12 protein-coding genes are annotated in these 16,529 nt (G+C 57.6%); 5 read left to right on the top strand and 7 right to left on the bottom strand.

Features of this window, described 5'->3' with window-relative positions; translation table 11 throughout:
• Positions 1–11: 11 nt before the first annotated feature.
• The 6 genes from ABIB48_RS08240 to rfbA all read right to left on the bottom strand — a co-directional run bounded on the left by ABIB48_RS08240 (position 12) and on the right by rfbA (position 5,834).
• Positions 12–698 carry a DUF4352 domain-containing protein gene (locus ABIB48_RS08240; protein WP_354212689.1) on the bottom strand — a complete coding sequence of 229 codons (687 nt, stop codon included), beginning with the start codon at positions 696–698 and terminating at the stop codon, positions 12–14.
• A gap of 4 nt (positions 699–702) precedes the next feature.
• A complete protein-coding gene (locus tag ABIB48_RS08235) occupies positions 703–1,704 on the bottom strand; it encodes a glycosyltransferase family 2 protein (RefSeq protein WP_354212688.1) in 1,002 nt (333 codons plus the stop codon).
• Between the two features lie 8 nt (positions 1,705–1,712).
• The gene (locus ABIB48_RS08230; protein ID WP_354212687.1) at positions 1,713–2,777 is read right to left on the bottom strand and encodes a glycosyltransferase family protein; all 1,065 of its coding nucleotides are present in this window, start codon (positions 2,775–2,777) and stop codon (positions 1,713–1,715) included.
• On the bottom strand, positions 2,774–3,958 hold the full coding sequence (locus ABIB48_RS08225; protein ID WP_170120865.1) for a DUF1972 domain-containing protein: 1,185 nt from the start codon (positions 3,956–3,958) through the stop codon (positions 2,774–2,776). The genes ABIB48_RS08230 and ABIB48_RS08225 overlap by 4 nt, the downstream gene beginning before the upstream one ends.
• Before the next feature lie 102 nt (positions 3,959–4,060).
• Positions 4,061–4,522 carry an FAD synthase family protein gene (locus ABIB48_RS08220; RefSeq protein ID WP_110104606.1) on the bottom strand — a complete coding sequence of 154 codons (462 nt, stop codon included), beginning with the start codon at positions 4,520–4,522 and terminating at the stop codon, positions 4,061–4,063.
• A gap of 439 nt (positions 4,523–4,961) precedes the next feature.
• Positions 4,962–5,834: a glucose-1-phosphate thymidylyltransferase RfbA gene (gene rfbA / locus ABIB48_RS08215; protein WP_354212686.1), complete on the bottom strand. Its 873-nt coding sequence runs from the start codon at positions 5,832–5,834 to the stop codon at positions 4,962–4,964.
• A gap of 51 nt (positions 5,835–5,885) precedes the next feature.
• Here rfbA and rfbB point away from each other — a divergent pair, with 51 nt between their 5' ends.
• The 5 genes from rfbB to ABIB48_RS08190 all read left to right on the top strand — a co-directional run bounded on the left by rfbB (position 5,886) and on the right by ABIB48_RS08190 (position 14,699).
• On the top strand, positions 5,886–6,923 hold the full coding sequence (rfbB, locus tag ABIB48_RS08210; protein ID WP_354212685.1) for a dTDP-glucose 4,6-dehydratase: 1,038 nt from the start codon (positions 5,886–5,888) through the stop codon (positions 6,921–6,923).
• Positions 6,920–8,365 (top strand): sugar nucleotide-binding protein, encoded by a 1,446-nt coding sequence (locus ABIB48_RS08205; protein WP_354212684.1) that lies wholly within the window; start codon positions 6,920–6,922, stop codon positions 8,363–8,365. The genes rfbB and ABIB48_RS08205 overlap by 4 nt, the downstream gene beginning before the upstream one ends.
• A complete protein-coding gene (lhgD, locus tag ABIB48_RS08200) occupies positions 8,362–9,555 on the top strand; it encodes an L-2-hydroxyglutarate dehydrogenase (protein WP_110104609.1) in 1,194 nt (397 codons plus the stop codon). The genes ABIB48_RS08205 and lhgD overlap by 4 nt, the downstream gene beginning before the upstream one ends.
• 440 nt (positions 9,556–9,995) lie before the next feature.
• Positions 9,996–12,614 carry a WecB/TagA/CpsF family glycosyltransferase gene (locus tag ABIB48_RS08195; protein ID WP_354212683.1) on the top strand — a complete coding sequence of 873 codons (2,619 nt, stop codon included), beginning with the start codon at positions 9,996–9,998 and terminating at the stop codon, positions 12,612–12,614.
• Positions 12,615–12,818: 204 nt separating this feature from the next.
• A complete protein-coding gene (locus tag ABIB48_RS08190; protein WP_354212682.1) occupies positions 12,819–14,699 on the top strand; it encodes a DUF4082 domain-containing protein in 1,881 nt (626 codons plus the stop codon).
• Positions 14,700–14,774: 75 nt separating this feature from the next.
• On the opposite strand, the gene ABIB48_RS08185 is transcribed toward ABIB48_RS08190, so the two are convergent.
• Positions 14,775–16,526, bottom strand: coding sequence for an O-antigen ligase family protein (locus ABIB48_RS08185; protein WP_354212681.1), 1,752 nt, complete (start codon positions 16,524–16,526; stop codon positions 14,775–14,777).
• Positions 16,527–16,529: the final 3 nt, after the last annotated feature.

Genomic DNA, 16,529 nt, shown 5'->3' with positions numbered 1-16,529 from the left:
GTCATGGCGCATCAGGAAACACTGCCCACAAATTGGGCGCTTGCCTGACCGGCGGCATATTCCACTGACAGGCTCAGCCCGGTTCTGGCATTTGTTGGGATAAGAAATACGTAAACGCCCTGCGTAGAAGCTCCGGGTGCAAGCTCCCCTGAGAAGGGCAGGTATGGGTCTGAGGTTGTTGGCTGCCCCAGAACACCGCTGGCATTGCTCAGTGTCACTATTGCCGAATCGACACTGATGCTCTTGAGCGAGCCATTGCGAATGGAAACGAACATGGCCACGGCCGGGCCAGCAATTTCACCCGGTGTGGTTGCTTTTGTCTCCAAGGCTTCCGCCTTGGAGACGGTGATCGAGACCTTATCCGGCAGGGCCGCCGTCTTGTTGAGCTCAACTTTTGTCACCGGCCCGGGGCTGACTGCGGGAACCTTTTGCAAAATGGACCCGCCCGACGGCGCCGGAACAGGCTTGCTTCTCCCTGGCGCCACGCTTGGTGTTGCCACCGGCTGAGCCGGGGACGCCGCCGTGGGTGCCGCTGTGGGAACCGCTGTGGATGCAGCGCTGGCTCCCGCCGTGGAACCAGCCAGCGGTGCGGGATCCGCCGCCGTGGTTGAGGTACATCCGGTGAACAGGACTGCGGAAAAAGCCACCAACACCGTGAGCGCCACGGGTGCCAGTCTGTTTGCGCCAAAGTAACTCATGGTTTCACCTATTCCCTAGTGTTCCGCTGATTGCTGCTCCGGCACCCGATGCCGGCGAGGTCCTGCGCAGCTGTTTGGCCCGTTCACGGCTGCGGATCTCACGCGCCCTTACCAACCCGCTGAGAATTCCGCGGACATAGGCGCGCAGAGGTGCCGGTGAACGCAGCAATTGCCTACGCCCGCCCCGGCACAGAATCTCGTAAGAAACCTTGGGTGTTGCATAAATCCAGCTCCGGAATTGTTTTCCCTGAACATGTTTAGCGCCGTAGAGCAGGCGGTTGCGGATGTTGTAGAAATAGTAGATTTCTGATTTGGTCCCCTCCCCGCTTACCCCGGTTTGTGTTCCGCCAGGGTCATGCACCGCGGAAATTTCGCGAAGGACAGCCAGGCGCCCGCCGTGACTGACAACCCGCCGTGAGAGGTCCACATCTTCCCAATACAGGAAGTAATCTTCATCAAAGCCGCCCACTGTCCGCCACATCTGCCCGGAGATGGCAAAGCAGGCTCCTGACAGCCACGGTTGGTGCGGTCCATCCGGTAGCGGACTGCGGCGGCTCGCCACCCTCCCCGAGGCCGGGTACAAATCCATCCCGTCAAACCACACCTCGCCACTGCTGGTCCTGATCAGGGGTGCGGCCATGAGAGTTGCCTCGGCAGCGACTGCGCAGACCAGCGCCACCAGGTCACCGGTGTCAATCCGGGCATCAGGATTGAGCACTGCCAGCGCCTGGGCCCCCTCGCTCAAGGCCACAGCTGCCCCCGCATTGACAGCGGCGCCAAATCCCCGGTTGCTCTCCAACGCTAGAACGCTCCAGCCGTAACGGGTGGCCAGCACGTTGAGCCGGGCTAGTTCCGTGGCACTGGTGAAATTATCAACAATGACAATGCGGCCCCCAGCTGCTTTCAGCTCAAGTCCTTGGAGGTTTTCCTCCAGAAGGTTCGAAGAGCCGTAGTTGACAACTAGCAAGGCGAAAGCTGTGGGAGTTCCCCCTGAAATATGCGCCATGGCCCCTCCTAACCCACATCTGAATTGACGGCAAGCCTGCTGTGTATCCCCGCACCGTGCTTCGCTTGGTGGTCAAGCGCGTTTTCAAAAACCCGCAGGTGTTCAGCACCTGTGGACTGCCATGACCGTGCCGATAAGTTCGGTGCGGTTCTGGAGGAATGCTCGCGCAGACGCATGAGTGTGCCTTCTACAGCGGCTGCCGTGAGCTCATTCCTGAACAGATACACCCATCCGGGCCCTGCCTCTTCTTGTAACAACCGGTTGACGGGCGTATCAGGTAGCAGTACCGGACGGTCTAAGGACAGCGCCGCCATGGCCGCACCTGAATTGTGCATAGCGCAATACGGCAGAACAATCAGTTCTGCTTGGGTGACGGAGGCCACCAACTCGGCATCGGAGAGGTAACGGAAATCGAACTCCACCCGGTCATCTCCCTGTGCCATCTCCAGAAGGTTGTGGCTGATCTCTTCCGTTGCGGCTTTGCCGGAAATTGATAGGGTCAATCCCGCCAGCTCGGTTTTCAGAAAGGATTCGAGCAGGGTTTCCACTCCCTTATAGCGACGGATCAGACCAAAAAAGGTGATGCGCCCTGGTGTGGGTTCGTTAACAGCTATGCCGGCAAACCAGTCCCGGTAATGGCCATGCAAGATGGTGGAGGCCGGCATGTCCGGGCCATGGTCGGTGCTGCTATTGAGGGTGATGGTTACGCGGGTTAGGCGCTCCAGCCACCCTTCTAACAGCAGTTGGCTGCGGGACAGGGATTCATGCGGCGCTATATTGTGCCGGGTTCGCACCACGGGTTTCCCCGATAGTTGAAGGCGGGCCAGGACCGCGGCAAACGACAGTTCACGGGCAACGCCCTTGAGCCCGCGGTTTCCAGCGTAAATCACCTCGGGCCAGTGAACGTGAAAAACATCGTAAGGCGCAAAGAGCGCACGCTTGAAGGAGAATGTGAGCACTTCGCACCCCGGCTCCTGTTCCAGAGCCCGGGCCAATTGCACAATATAAGGATTGGTTGTGGGCCTCGGTTCAGCAAAAGATTCCAACACACGCACCGTTGTTCTAGATTTCATCGTGATGCACCATGCTCCGGAACCACAGTGTGGCGCCTCAGCGGCGCGTTGAGTTCAATCTCCGGCACCGGAACCACCCGGCCCAGATCCCGCCTGACTAAGCGCAGGCACAGATTCTCATAACTATCAGCAACGTCATCCCAGCAATACGCTCCGGCCCGTGCCAAGGCCTTTGCTCCACGGAGGGCAACGTTTGATTCGGCACATTCTGCAGCGGTTACCAGTGCGGGAATTTGTTCTTCAGTAGAAAAGTACTGGCCGGCGTCTGCGAGTACTTCCCGGTTGAAATTCACGTCAAAGGCATTGGTGGCTGCACCGGCACCCATGGCTCGCAGCAGAGACGGGTTGGTCCCTCCCACGGAGTGCCCATGCCAGTACACCAAGGCGTGTGAGTAGAGCTCGTTGAGAAGGTCCTGGTCCCATACTCCGCCCAGAAACCGCACCCGTGAATCAGCAGCGTTGTGTATTTGTTGGGTGTACTGCTCCGAATACGGTGCCGAGCCCACCACTACCAGCGGGTACTTTGCATCGCTACGGCTGAAGCCTTCAACAATGGTGTGCACATGATTTTCGGGTTCAAAGCGAGCAACCAGCAAATGGAATTTACCGGGTGTTAAACCGATGCCGCGAAGTTTTTCCGAACCTATGGCCCCCAGAATGGGGGCGCCGTAGGCCATCAAATGAGTTTTTGCGCCATATTTGGTGGCGTAGTATTCCTGGATGCCGGCGGCATCGGCAATGAGGGCATTGGAACAACGCACGGCCATGCGTTCTGCCCACTGGTAGTAGCTTTTGCCGGCACTGCCCCATTTGGCCCGCTGCCATTCCAACCCGTCAACGTGAGTGGCCACAGGAATTTGTGCGGCTCGCAGAACCGGCAACCACGGCGCATTGGCGGCGTTGAAAACCACTGCCGCGTCCACCCGATGGGCCAGAAGATGGCCAGTGGAAAGCCCCGTGTGCACCAAGGTTTCCAAGGACCGGCGCCGGGGCGCCGGCAGCGTCACCAGGTTCATTCCCAAGTACGTTGTTGGCGGAGGTGAACTTGCGTTAGTTTGCCGGCAGTAGACAGTAACTTCATGCCCGCGTTCAGCAAGCCTTCGGCCCACTTCTTCTACACACGTTTCAAATCCGCCATAACGCGCAGGCACTCCCCGTGTACCGATTAGTGCGATGCGCATTGCTTGCTGCCGATCATCTGACCGAACCATAATTGCCCCCAGACATCTTTTTTTTGTAATAATGAGACCTGCAGACCGTCTTCGCGGCTGCGTTGATGAGGTTCACCGCACTAGTCGATGAATCTTTTTTGCCTCCTCGCTCTCTCGCTCCAGAAGCTCAAGCGTTCGCCTCAAGATGGTGCTGGATGTGTGGACGGTATAGGGAAAATAGATAATTTCAACGCCTAGCGGCGCAAATTCCTGTTCGAGTTCTAATCCCTTGGCTGTGCCCTTCCAGTCATCGCCTTTGAAGAGAACGTCAAACGTGGTTTGGCGCCACATATCCACCTTGCTCGCCAAGGTTTCTGCTATTGCCTCATCCACGAATCCAACATTGCGGACTATTTCAAGGCGTTCACACAGCGGGATGACAGGTGTTCGGCCCTTACGGGCAATCAGCAACTGATCGGAGACCACCCCGGCGATGAGAAAGTCGCAGCGTGAGCGGGCTTGGCGCAACAGGTTTAGGTGGCCAACATGAAAGAGGTCAAAGGCCCCGGCTGCGTATCCAATTCTCATTGCCATGTCATTCTCCGCGTAGTGTGCTTTGCACTGGGAGGACTTTCAAAATGGCGCAATGAAGAATTTCGCAGCCACACATGGGGTGTCACTACTGCTCCGGTAATTAACGAAATGCAGCGTACCCCCGGGTACCCCTGGCAAAACATGTGAGACCTTCTTGTAATAGACCTTGCGTCAAGTGGTTAGTCCTTGTTAGTCCCATTAAAGAATCAACTCAGCCCGAAAGCACTACACGCCACTACCCGATTCGGGCAGCACAAAAGGGGCCGTGTACTTGTGTAGTACTTGCATATTTGTGAGGACTACTTGGTTTGCACAGTCGTGTCCCAGCTGTGTCCTAGAAGTTGCTGGCAAGTTTTGGGCGCAGCTGATAGGCCCGGGAGTTTCGGGCACATGTCAGCGCAAATCGCGCGGGTCAAGCGGGATTGGTGTTTGCTACTTTTTAGAGCAGTTCTTGTTCCAGAAGCTGCAGCAGATAGCTTCCATAGCCGCTCTTGAGCATGGACTCGGCGCGCTGGCGTAGTTCTTGGTCACTGAGGAATCCTTGGCGCCAGGCAACCTCTTCCGGGGCGCCTATTTTTAATCCCTGACGGCTTTCTACAGTGCGCACAAAGGTGGAGGCATCATTGAGATCGGCAAAGGTACCTGTATCCAGCCAAGCTGTTCCTCTAGGCAGGATTTCCACATGGAGTTCCCCACGCTCTAGATAGGTGCGGTTGATATCCGTAATTTCCAGCTCTCCGCGCGGAGAAGGCTTTAGATCTGCGGCGATTTCGATGACATCATTGTCATAGAAATACAGCCCAGGCACAGCGTAATTGCTGCGCGGCTTCTCCGGCTTTTCTTCCAGTGAGAGAACTCGCCCGTCGGCGTCGAAATCCACCACACCGTAGGCCCGGGGGTCCTTGACCCAGTAACCAAATATGGAGCCCCCGGAAACATATTCATGCTTTTGCAACTGGCCACCCAAGCCGGGACCATAGAAGATATTATCTCCGAGCACCAGTGAAACGGTGTCATTACCTATGTGTTCGCGTCCTAAAATAAACGCTTGCGCCAAGCCCTCAGGTTCCGGCTGGACTTTATAGCTGAGGTTGATACCGAATTGGGAGCCGTCACCTAGAAGCCGCTGAAATTGTTCGGCATCGTGGGGCGTGGTGATAATCAGGATGTCACGGATCCCGGCCAATATCAGGGTAGAGAGCGGATAGTAGATCATGGGCTTGTCATAAACCGGAACAAGTTGCTTACTAATGCCCAGAGTAATTGGGTGAAGCCGCGAGCCGGTTCCACCTGCAAGAATGATGCCACGCATTATTACCGTCCTGTACCTTGTTTGCATGGCACCTACAGCTACGCTGTTGCCATGATGCAAATACTGGTGACCGGCGGTGCCGGTTTTATTGGGTCCAACTTTGTCCACTATGTCATGGCTCACACCAACTTTGAGGTGATGGTGGTGGACAAATTGACGTATGCCGGGAATCTGGCCTCGCTTGCGGGCCTGGACCAGTCCCGCTTCCGCTTCATAGAGGGCGATATTTGCGATGCGGAACTGATGGATGAGCTGGTGTCCGGCGTTGATGCAGTGGTCCATTACGCGGCGGAATCGCACAATGACAACTCCCTTGCAGACCCAGCACCATTTTTGGCCACCAACATCATGGGTACCTACACCCTGTTGGAGGCTGTGCGCAGGCACGGGAAACGCTTCCACCACATTTCAACGGACGAGGTGTACGGCGATCTTGCCCTCGATGACCCGAACCGTTTCACTGAGCACACCCCGTACAACCCATCAAGCCCCTATTCCTCAACAAAAGCAGGATCAGATCTGCTGGTCCGGGCTTGGGTGAGATCGTTCGGGATTGCGGCTACCATCAGCAATTGTTCAAATAATTACGGCCCGTACCAGCATGTAGAAAAATTCATCCCCCGCCAGATCACCAACGTGATTGACGGTGTGCGGCCCAAGCTCTACGGTTCCGGAGAAAACGTCCGCGATTGGATTCACGCGGATGACCATTCCTCTGCTGTTCTGACCATTTTGGAAAAAGGCACTCCGGGAGAAACATACCTGATCGGTGCTGACGGCGAACACAATAACAAGGCCGTGATCGAGGCAATATTGACCGAGATGGGACAGGATTCGCACGCCTACGATCAGGTTAGCGACCGTCCCGGACATGATCTGAGGTACGCCATTGACCCCACACGGTTACGCACAGAACTTGGCTGGCGCCCCTCTCACGCCGATTTTTCCGCCGGGCTGGCAACAACCATCCAATGGTACAAATCCAACGAGTCCTGGTGGCGTCCGCAAAAAGACGCCACGGAAAGTAAATATGCAGCCGCGGGCGAGCGGGTTGTGGAAGCACAAGTAAAGACGGCGGCCAAACGATGAATCCAACAGCGTCACCTCACGGCCCGGTCTTTGGAAAGTCTCTTGGCAGGCGGTATACCCCCATTCCGGGTGTTCTTCTTTTTGATCTGCCAGTCCATGGCGATAACCGTGGCTGGTTCAAGGAAAACTGGCAGCGTGAGAAAATGGCGGCTGCGGGGCTGGCTGATTTCACTCCCGTGCAAAACAACATTTCCTTCAATGAAACAGCTGGCACCACCCGTGGCATCCATGCCGAGCCTTGGGATAAATTCATTTCAGTGGCCACGGGCGCAGTGTTCGGTGCCTGGGTTGACCTGCGCGAAGGAGCATCCTTTGGCACCGTTTTCACCACAGTGCTGGACCCGTCCTGCGCTATCTACGTACCTGCCGGGGTGGGTAATGCCTTCCAAACCTTGGTAGATGACACGGCTTACTCCTACCTGGTCAACGATCACTGGTCAGCGGCAGCTCAACACCTGTACACATTCCTCAATCTTGGTGATACTACAGCGAACATCCCCTGGCCTATCCCCCTAGACCAGGCGGAATTATCGGAGAAGGACAAAAACCATCCTTTCCTCTCCGAGGTTGTACCCATGAAGGGCAAAAAAACGCTGGTACTGGGCTCCAACGGGCAGTTGGGCCGCGCCATCAAGGCATTTCACGGCGCAGACCCCCACGTGGATTACGCAACACGCAGCGACCTTGAGCTGGCCGGCCCGGCACCCTTCTCCAGCTTTGACTTCACTGCTTATGACACCATCATCAACGCAGCCGCCTATACGGCTGTGGATGGGGCGCAGACACAGGCCGGGCGAGCCGCCGCGTGGGCAGTCAACGCCACAGCTGTTGCTGCGCTGGCGAGCGCCTGCACACAACACAACATCACGTTGGTGCACATCTCCAGCGACTACGTCTTTGATGGCAGCCTGGAAGTGCACGGTGAAGAGGAACCCTTCTCCCCCCTGGGTGTCTATGGCCAGTCAAAAGCTGCAGGTGACGTGGCTGCTGCCACCACACCCAAGCACTACATCATCCGCACCAGCTGGGTGATAGGGGACGGCAGCAACTTTGTTGCCACCATGGCCACACTCGCTGCCAAGGGTGTGAAACCAAGTGTGGTCAACGATCAATTTGGGCGCCTCACCTTTACCGAGGATATTGTCCACGCCGTGAAGCATCTTTTAGACACACGCCCACCGTACGGCGCCTATAACGTCAGCAACACCGGACCCACTCAAAACTGGGCTCAGATTGCTGCGGACGTCTATGAACACCTCGGGTACCCCCGTGACTTCGTGACAGGAATTAGTACGGCAGACTACTTTGCCGATAAGGAAAACATTGCTCCCCGCCCTGTCCACTCAACGCTGAATCTCGCCAAGCTCCAAGCAGTAGGGAACTCTCCGCCACCGGCAGCTCAACGGCTTGGCGAGTATCTGCAGTCACGGCGGGAGAGGTGAGCGGGGTGCGGGCCGCAGTGGTTGGTGGGGGCATTATTGGTGTTGCGGTGGCCCGGGAACTGCTGCAGTCAGGATCTGCCACCGAGGTGGTCCTGTACGAGAAGGAAAACGAACTCGCCCAACACCAGACCGGGCACAATAGTGGCGTGGTCCATGCCGGCCTCTATTACGAACCAGGCAGCCTCAAAGCGCGGCTGTGCAGGCGCGGTGTCAGCTTGCTACAGGATTTGGCTCAGCGGCAAAATCTGCCTTTCGATGAATGCGGGAAGGTGGTGGTGGCACGGGACGGCAGTGAGCTTGGACGCCTTGCCACCATTCTGGAACGGGCCCGTGCCAACGGTGTTCCCGGCGTCCGGATGATCGACGGCGGGGAGCTGGCCCGGATTGAACCTCATGCCCGCGGCATTGCGGCACTGTACTCACCCACCACGGCCATCACCGATTACAAGGCAGTAACACTGGGCTTGGCCCGTGAGTTTGAAGAGCTCGGCGGCGAGGTTCGCCTTGGCCTGCCCGTCACGGCGTTGGCGGATAAGGGCTCTGGAGTGGGCGTTGGCACCAGTTCCGGTTCAGAGAATTACGAGCTAGTGGTCAACTGTGCCGGGCTGCAATCCGACAGGGTAGCCAGAACCGCCGGGGATGAGAATTTCCCGCGCGTCGTGCCTTTCTTTGGGTCCTATTTCCTGCTCAAGGACACCAGCCGCCATCTTGTGAACGGACTCATTTACCCCGTCCCGGACCCCCGCTACCCTTTCCTGGGGGTGCATCTGACCAAGCGGATCGACGGCGAAATTATGGTGGGTCCCAATGCTTTCCTCGCAGGTGGCCGGGAAGCCTATGCGCCGTGGCAGCTCTCGCCCAAGGATTTGGCGCAAACTCTCTCGATGCCAGGGTTTTGGCGCTTTGCCGCAGGCAATATCCCGGCAGCAATCCGTGAAGGACGCACTGTTCTTAGTAAACGCTCCTTTATTGGCGCGGCCCGTGATTATGTCCCGGACCTCACCCTTGGCGATGTTCGCCCCGGCAGCCGCGGCATACGCGCGCAGGCCATGAATGGTGATGGCAGCCTTGTGGATGACTTCGTCATTACAGGTTCGGCGAGGATGGTCCACGTACGCAATGCCCCCTCCCCCGGAGCCACATCATCCATGGCAATTGCCGAGCACATAGTCCGCGAGATCACGGGCTAAATCCGCCCTCCAGCGACCCAAAAATTACCTGCCCCCTGCGCCACAAACCAAGTACACGCCAGCATGAGCACTGCTACTTGCAAGTACCAAGCTACTCTGGCGGCCGCTTCTGCGTGCCCATAAAGTCGGCATCGATACGTCTTTTTCTGGCATGCCGAACCTCAGCGTGCGGTGCCATCTTGGACGTGTCCGGCTGTGTTCTCACCCATTGCGAACATAGCGGGTTCACACTCAAACGGCCGGGGGGCAAATGTACATCTGCATGTCTACGTGCGCGGAGATCCGTGGGCAACGTGAGAGTGCTAACCCATGCCCCAACGTCTGCCGAATGTGTTTCCCACAAACATTCCTTGAAGAGGTTGGCCGATCCACCTGCGGAATTTCCCGCACGCTGACCGGCAGTTTGGCCCGCCTCTCACCGCAGAAGGCAGGTCTTCACCGTGGCCATTGATGTTCCCGAATCCATGTACTCAGCAGGCATTCCAGTCCATCTGGTTGATTTTGAACGCACCATGTCAATTATCTCTCACCGGCTGGTTGAAGCCGCCCAGATACCCCTTTGTGTTGTGTCCATCAATCTCGATCACATTCACCATTTCGGCACCTCAGGCCGCTGGAATGGCGCTTTGGAACATGCGGGCCCTTCGGAGTTCCTGAATTTGATTGACGGCGCACCTATTGCGGCACAGGCCAGGCGTTCAACGGGCCGGGTGTGGCCGCGGCTTGCTGGCAGCGACCTTATTGAACCAATCCTGGAAAAGGCGATCGGGCACGGATCTCGTATTGGGTTTCTAGGTGGCTCGCTCGAGACTCAGCAGGCTCTGCAAACCCGTTTTGCTGCCGAACGCCCTGACATGGCTATTTCCGGGTGGTGGTCCCCCGAGCGGAGTCAATTATCCAACCACGGACTGTCCAAAGAATTGGCGGCGGAAATCCGTGCCGCCCAAACCGATGTGCTGGTTGTGGGGCTGGGAAAACCCCGTCAAGAGTTGTGGATGGCAGAATACGCCGCCCACACTGGTGCCAAGGTACTGCTCGGATTCGGCGCTGCCGTGGATTTCATGGCCGGAAAAGTTGCCCGCGCCCCGCGGTGGGCCTCGGACAACGGTCTTGAATGGGCGTGGCGTCTCTCCCGCGAGCCGCGGCGACTGAGCCGGCGCTACCTAGTGGACGGGCCGTCGTCGTACGTGGCACTGCGTGCCAGCACGGGCGTGAAAACTGCGCCGAAGGGCCATACCTCCAGGGAGCCGTATCGGATCAAAAGTGCCCGAGCCGTCCCCGTTGCCGGAAGCTTTGCCGGGCCGGAGGACACGGCGGATGTGGCAGTTCTGGTTGTCACCTACAACAATGCCGACGATATACCCAAGCTACTGAAGTCGTTGCGGGAAGAAACGGCGGATCATTGCCTTCGGGTGATTGTTGCGGATAATTCCTCCTCCGATGCAACACTGGAGACGCTAGCCGCCCATCCTGACGTCATCACCGTCAGCACCGGAGGTAACCTTGGCTATTCCGGTGGTATCAATGTTGCTGCCAAGCTTGCCGGCACAGCCGAGCACCTCTTGGTCCTGAACCCCGATCTATCTGTGAGCCGGGGTGCCATCAAGGCAATGTTGGCCCGTATGCGCCATTCGGGTGCTGGGGCTGTTGTGCCGCGCTTGCTCGATGACGACGGCCAAATTTATCATTCACTGCGCCGGGAACCTTCGCTGTCCAGAAGTATTGGCGATGCGGTGGTTGGTAGCCGTTTCCCGGACCGCCCGGCGTGGCTTTCGGAAATAGAAACAGATGCAGAAAGTTACGTTTACGCCAGGCAGGTCTCATGGGCCACAGGAGCCGCGATCCTTATTCGTAGCGAGCTGGCCGCGAAACTAGGCCCGTGGGACGAACGGTTCTTCCTGTATTCCGAGGAAACCGATTACTTCCGCAAGATTCGAAACGCTGGCGGAACCATCTGGTTTGAACCTCTCGCTGTCATGAACCATGAACGCGGCGGTTCCGGTAGCTCAGCCGGCCTCACGGCTCTCATGGCCGTCAATAAGGTCCGCTACGCCCAAGCTCACCATTCCCGGCTCTACTCACTGGCCATGCGCGGCATTGTGGCAGCCGCTTCGGTGGCACGTGCCACCCAGCCCGGGCACCGAATGGCGGCGGGGATGCTGTTGGGCATGCGGTCCTGGGAGAACCTGCCCAAGGCTTCACCTGGTGCACGGCCTCTGCATAGAGCAGAGGGGGCGTTTCCTTCCGGGACCGTGATCATCCCGGCCTATAACGAAGCGGGGGTCTTGGCGAGGACTCTTCGTCCGTTGGCGAATCTGGCCGCTTCCGGGGCCATTGAAGTCATTGTGGCCTGCAATGGTTGTTCAGATGGGAGCGCTGCAGTCGCCTCAACATTCCCGGGAGTAGTGGTTCTTGACCTGCAAGAGCCGGGCAAAACTTCAGCGCTGAATGCCGCTGACGCCATCGCCACACGCTGGCCCCGGATCTACCTTGACGCGGACATCGAGATCACTGCCGGAGCACTTGCCGAGGTCTTCGCCCATCTGGCCCAGCCTGGGGCTCTGGCTGCCCGCCCCACCTTCCGTTATGACACCTCCGGAGCCGATCTGCGGGTGCGCTCCTACTACAGGGCCAGGACGCGGATCCGCGGAATGCAACAGCATCTTTGGGGTGCTGGCGCGTACGCTGTGAGCGCGGCCGGGCACGCCCGTTTTCCCACCTTTCCCGAGGCCACAGCGGATGACGCCTACGTAGATTCGTTGTTTATGCATGGCGAAAAGGTCATTTTAGATACGCCACCGCTTTTGGTGCGGACACCGCGCTCCACCCGCGAACTACACCACACCCTGCGCCGGATTTATCGCGGTAATCATGAACTTGCTCCCGGCACCGCCATGAGCTCCGGATTGGCGAATCTTGCTGCGAGCATTACCGGCCCTCTGGAACTTATGGACGCTGGGGTTTATGCATCGTTGGCGTTCGCTGGCAAGTTGCGCAGAGGCAATTCACTGACTGTGGGCGGCGGATGGGACCGGGATGAAAGCAGCCGCTTGGCCTAGTTCAAACAGGGGCGGAGCCTTCCAGGCCAGCCGACGCGCCGAGGTAGTATGTTACGATTTCATCTCGGGGGGAGATTGCCTAGGTCTAAACGACAATCCTTCAGGACTATCCCAATCATGCAAAACATCACTGATCGCAAGCAGTCTGAGCGGGGTTCAACCCGCTGGGACTTCAAAAGCCGTCGAAAATCAACAATTGCCGGAATGGCGACCCTAGCTCTGCTAGTTCCACTTTTTGTGGCGACAACTTCAGGAAATTCGCCCAGTTACGCATCAGCAGTTTCAGTTATCGACGCTTCTGCGCCCGGTGTCCTTGTGGACCCGGATACCGTTTCTGTTGAACTGGGAGCCAAATTCACAACGTCGCAAGATGGCTCCGTTTCGGCCATCCGGTTCTACAAGACTGCCGAGAATACAGGGCCTCACGTAGCGAATTTATGGTCTCCGCAGGGACGTATCCTGGCTACCGCTACTTTGCCCTCAACATCTGAAACGGCATCAGGATGGCAGACGGTGACCTTGCCGGAGCCAATCAAGATTGCCGCGGGGCAGAAGTATCTGGCTTCCTACATCGCTCCGAACGGTCGGTACTCAGCTGATGAGCAGGGCTTGAGGGAAGCAAAGAGCAAGGGACCACTGACCATTCTGGCTGGCGGAGGCGTTTACGCCTACGGCAAGGGTGGCACTTACCCGAGCAGTAGCTACAACAACTCCAACTACTACGTTGACGTAGTCTTCAACCCGGCTTCAAGCACCGAGCCGACGGCACCACCGACCACCGCACCCCCCACGACAGCACCGCCCACCACAGCACCACCAACGACAGCACCGCCCACAACCGCACCGCCGACCACGGCACCGCCCACAACGGCGCCGCCCACAACCGCACCGCCCGCCAATCCTCCTGTCGCCGGGGACTTGAACCTTCCCCGGATTCCCTGGGAAGGCGGGGCAAGCTATTGGAAGCAGTTCAAGCACGCCAATGATGCCGGGTGGTCAGATCCTTCGTTCTTCCCCATCACGGTCTGGTACAACGGCATCAGCAGCAACGCTGAAGCCCAGTATGACAAGAAGGCGGGTTTCAACACCTACATCGGCATGGACGCCAACACGCCCTACAGCCTCTTCAAGGACAACGATGTTTACTGGATCGGCGGAAAACTCAACAACACCTTCACCGATGACAGCACCAACTGGGTGGGTAACTTCCTTGACGACGAGGTTGACGGCCGTTTCACCCCTGAAGCAGGCCGCAAGTGGATGCAATCGATGAAGGACGAATACGCCGGAAACGGCCGTTTCAATTACTCCAATTTCACCCAGATGGTCATTAGCAATGACATGAAGGCCTCCGATTCTCAGGCCTACGTCAATAACTACACCGACGCGGTTTCCTTGGACATGTACTGGTACACAGTTCCGTTCTGCAGTTGGACCCCCTACCGCCAGAACTACATCACGCCCGTTTACCAGGAAAACTGCCGAACCGCCTCAAGCTACGGCAAGACCATGAAGTCCCTTCGCCAGCAGGATGCCGCTGACGGCAAACTGCAGGCACCGTGGCAGTTCATTGAACTGCTCAATGGCGGCCCGGGCGGCGGACCGTTCACGGACAACATCACCCCGGGACAGTTGCAAGGTGCCGTGATGAGCTCCATCATCAATGAGGCGCGCGGCTTGGTGTACTTCAATCAGAGCTTGTCCGGACCGTGCCAAGGTGGCAGCCTGCTGCGTCAGTCACAGGTGAGCAACAATTTCTGCGGTAAGCCCCAGGTTGATGCAGCTGCCAAGGTCAACAACCAGATCCACAAGCTGGCACCTGTTCTAAATACCCAGTCTTACGAGTACTCCTTTGGCGCGGGACTGGACACCATGTTGAAGACCTCGAACGGCTCTGCCTATATCTTTGCCATGATCGACGGCAGCTCAAAGCCAGGTAGCCGTGTTTTCCAACTCCCTAAGGACATCAAGGCCAGTTCCGTTGAGGTTGTGGATGAAAACCGCACCATCAGCGTCGGCGCTGATGGAAAGTTCACTGACAATTTTGCCAATGAATACAGTTACCACATTTACAAGATCGGCTAGCCTTCACCAGCCTTTTCGACGGGGTGCGGTCCGGACCATTCGTTCGGGCGGCACCCCATTGGCATTTGCCGCGAGCTAGTTTCTTTTCCTGATCCTTCGAAGCTGGCGGATTCCCCGGTCCACCACAATGGCCGAACTCATAGCGGTGGCAGCGCCCAGCGCAGCAATGGCCAGCAGAGCATATTTTGAGCGGACGGGTATGTACTCCACCGTGACTTGTGCCGGTTGCCTCTCGCTGGTGATCCGGGACTTTTCCCAGATGCCCATCTGCGCCTGTGGCAGCACCACAAGTTTCTCAATATCGGCAGTGATTTTCTCGGCTGTCAAGATCACATCTTGCGGGTTGGATTTCACGATCTCCACCGCTATCGCGGGACTGTTGAAGTTGGTCTGCCATTGCCCTCCGGCACTGGGAAGGTAGACAGCCACAGCATTCCTCAGGCCCGAGCCATAGAGCGGGGCCGAGGTTGGCACCACTGGAGCATTTACATGCCCATCCGCATACAGCCTCTGCACCACGGCCGCAAAGTGCACCACCGATGACGCTTCCGTGCGCAAGGCATTACCCTTTGTTGCCCCCGCCGGCGCCTGGAGCTCTATATTGAACTTCGCATAATAGACCCCCGGCGCACTACGCGCCACCATGGCCATGGGGATAAAAATCAGCAGCACTGCCAGACCCACATACCAGCGTCGACGCAAGGATCCACTCAAACGTCTGGCTCCGGTGTTCTCTTGGGGATCACCACCGTGCGCGCCGGGCGCGTCCAACTCAGCAGGTACAGTCTGCCTGATGTTCCAATGCCCTCCGCTGAGGCCAATCATGAGAAAGAGCATGCCGACTGCCTGCGGAAAATGGAACGAGTCAAAAAAAGCGCTCAGCAGGGCACCGGCCATTACAGCTGCGCAAAGTGCAGGGCCAAGGGCACCAATGAGCGGATCGGGTGCGCGCCGCCGCAGAAAAGTTGTCACCATGGCGGTCAGCACAAGCAGGGAAAACGCCACCGTACCAATCACACCCGTCTCAATGATGAAGCCAATGTACTGGTTGTCAAAGATGCGGTACTGAGGTCCCATGGTGCCTAATCCACGGCCAAACAAGGGTGAAATGCTAAGGTAGTCTCCAACAACCGAGTAGCTCTCGGTACGTGAATCCACGCTGGGGTCATTACCGGAAAACATGCCTAAAATAGTCCCGCTCAGCCCTGGCACCAGAGCGTACATGACCACCGCCCCGCCGCAAGCAGCCCAGATTGCCATCTTCTTCACTGCTGGTTCCCACGTTGGAATGAGCACCAGGAGCACGGCAATAATCCCCAGCAGTGCAGACCGGGTGACTGACAGGAACGCCGCCATCAGGATCGCGGCTGTAGGAAACCAACGAATAAACATTCGCTTCCGGGATTCACCGATGGCCATTGTCAAAGCAATCGGGAGGATCATCGAAAGCACAGCGGCGTATTCCAGGGCATGCCTGGCCGTTGATTCCGGCCTAACGAAGTCACCTCGAGTATCCACGCCTCCGGTCCCGCCCGAGGCCAAGCCCGGGATTTGGAGAGAATCCACAAAGTTCAGTCCCGTAAAGAACTGCATGAGACCCAACGCCGCATAGAGTCCCCCAGCCAGTGCGATGCGCCGCAACAACACCAAGAACCGTTCGCGGCTCTCGATTCCGTCATTGGCAAGCAGGACCACTCCTACATAGGAGGCCACGTTCACCAAGACCAGGTTGGAGGCGTTCTGGTCAATGAACGGCAACGAGGAAAGCGCCGCTACCGTGTAGCTTGCCAAAACAGCCAGGGCAAAGATCACGAACGCGATTCGCACCGG

This window comes from Arthrobacter sp. UYCu511 (assembly GCF_040547105.1).
GTDB classification, from domain to species: Bacteria; Actinomycetota; Actinomycetes; order Actinomycetales; family Micrococcaceae; genus Specibacter; species Specibacter psychrochitiniphilus.
The sequence above is the reverse complement of the archived record's forward strand: the minus strand, read 5'-3'. Positions and strand labels throughout refer to the sequence as shown.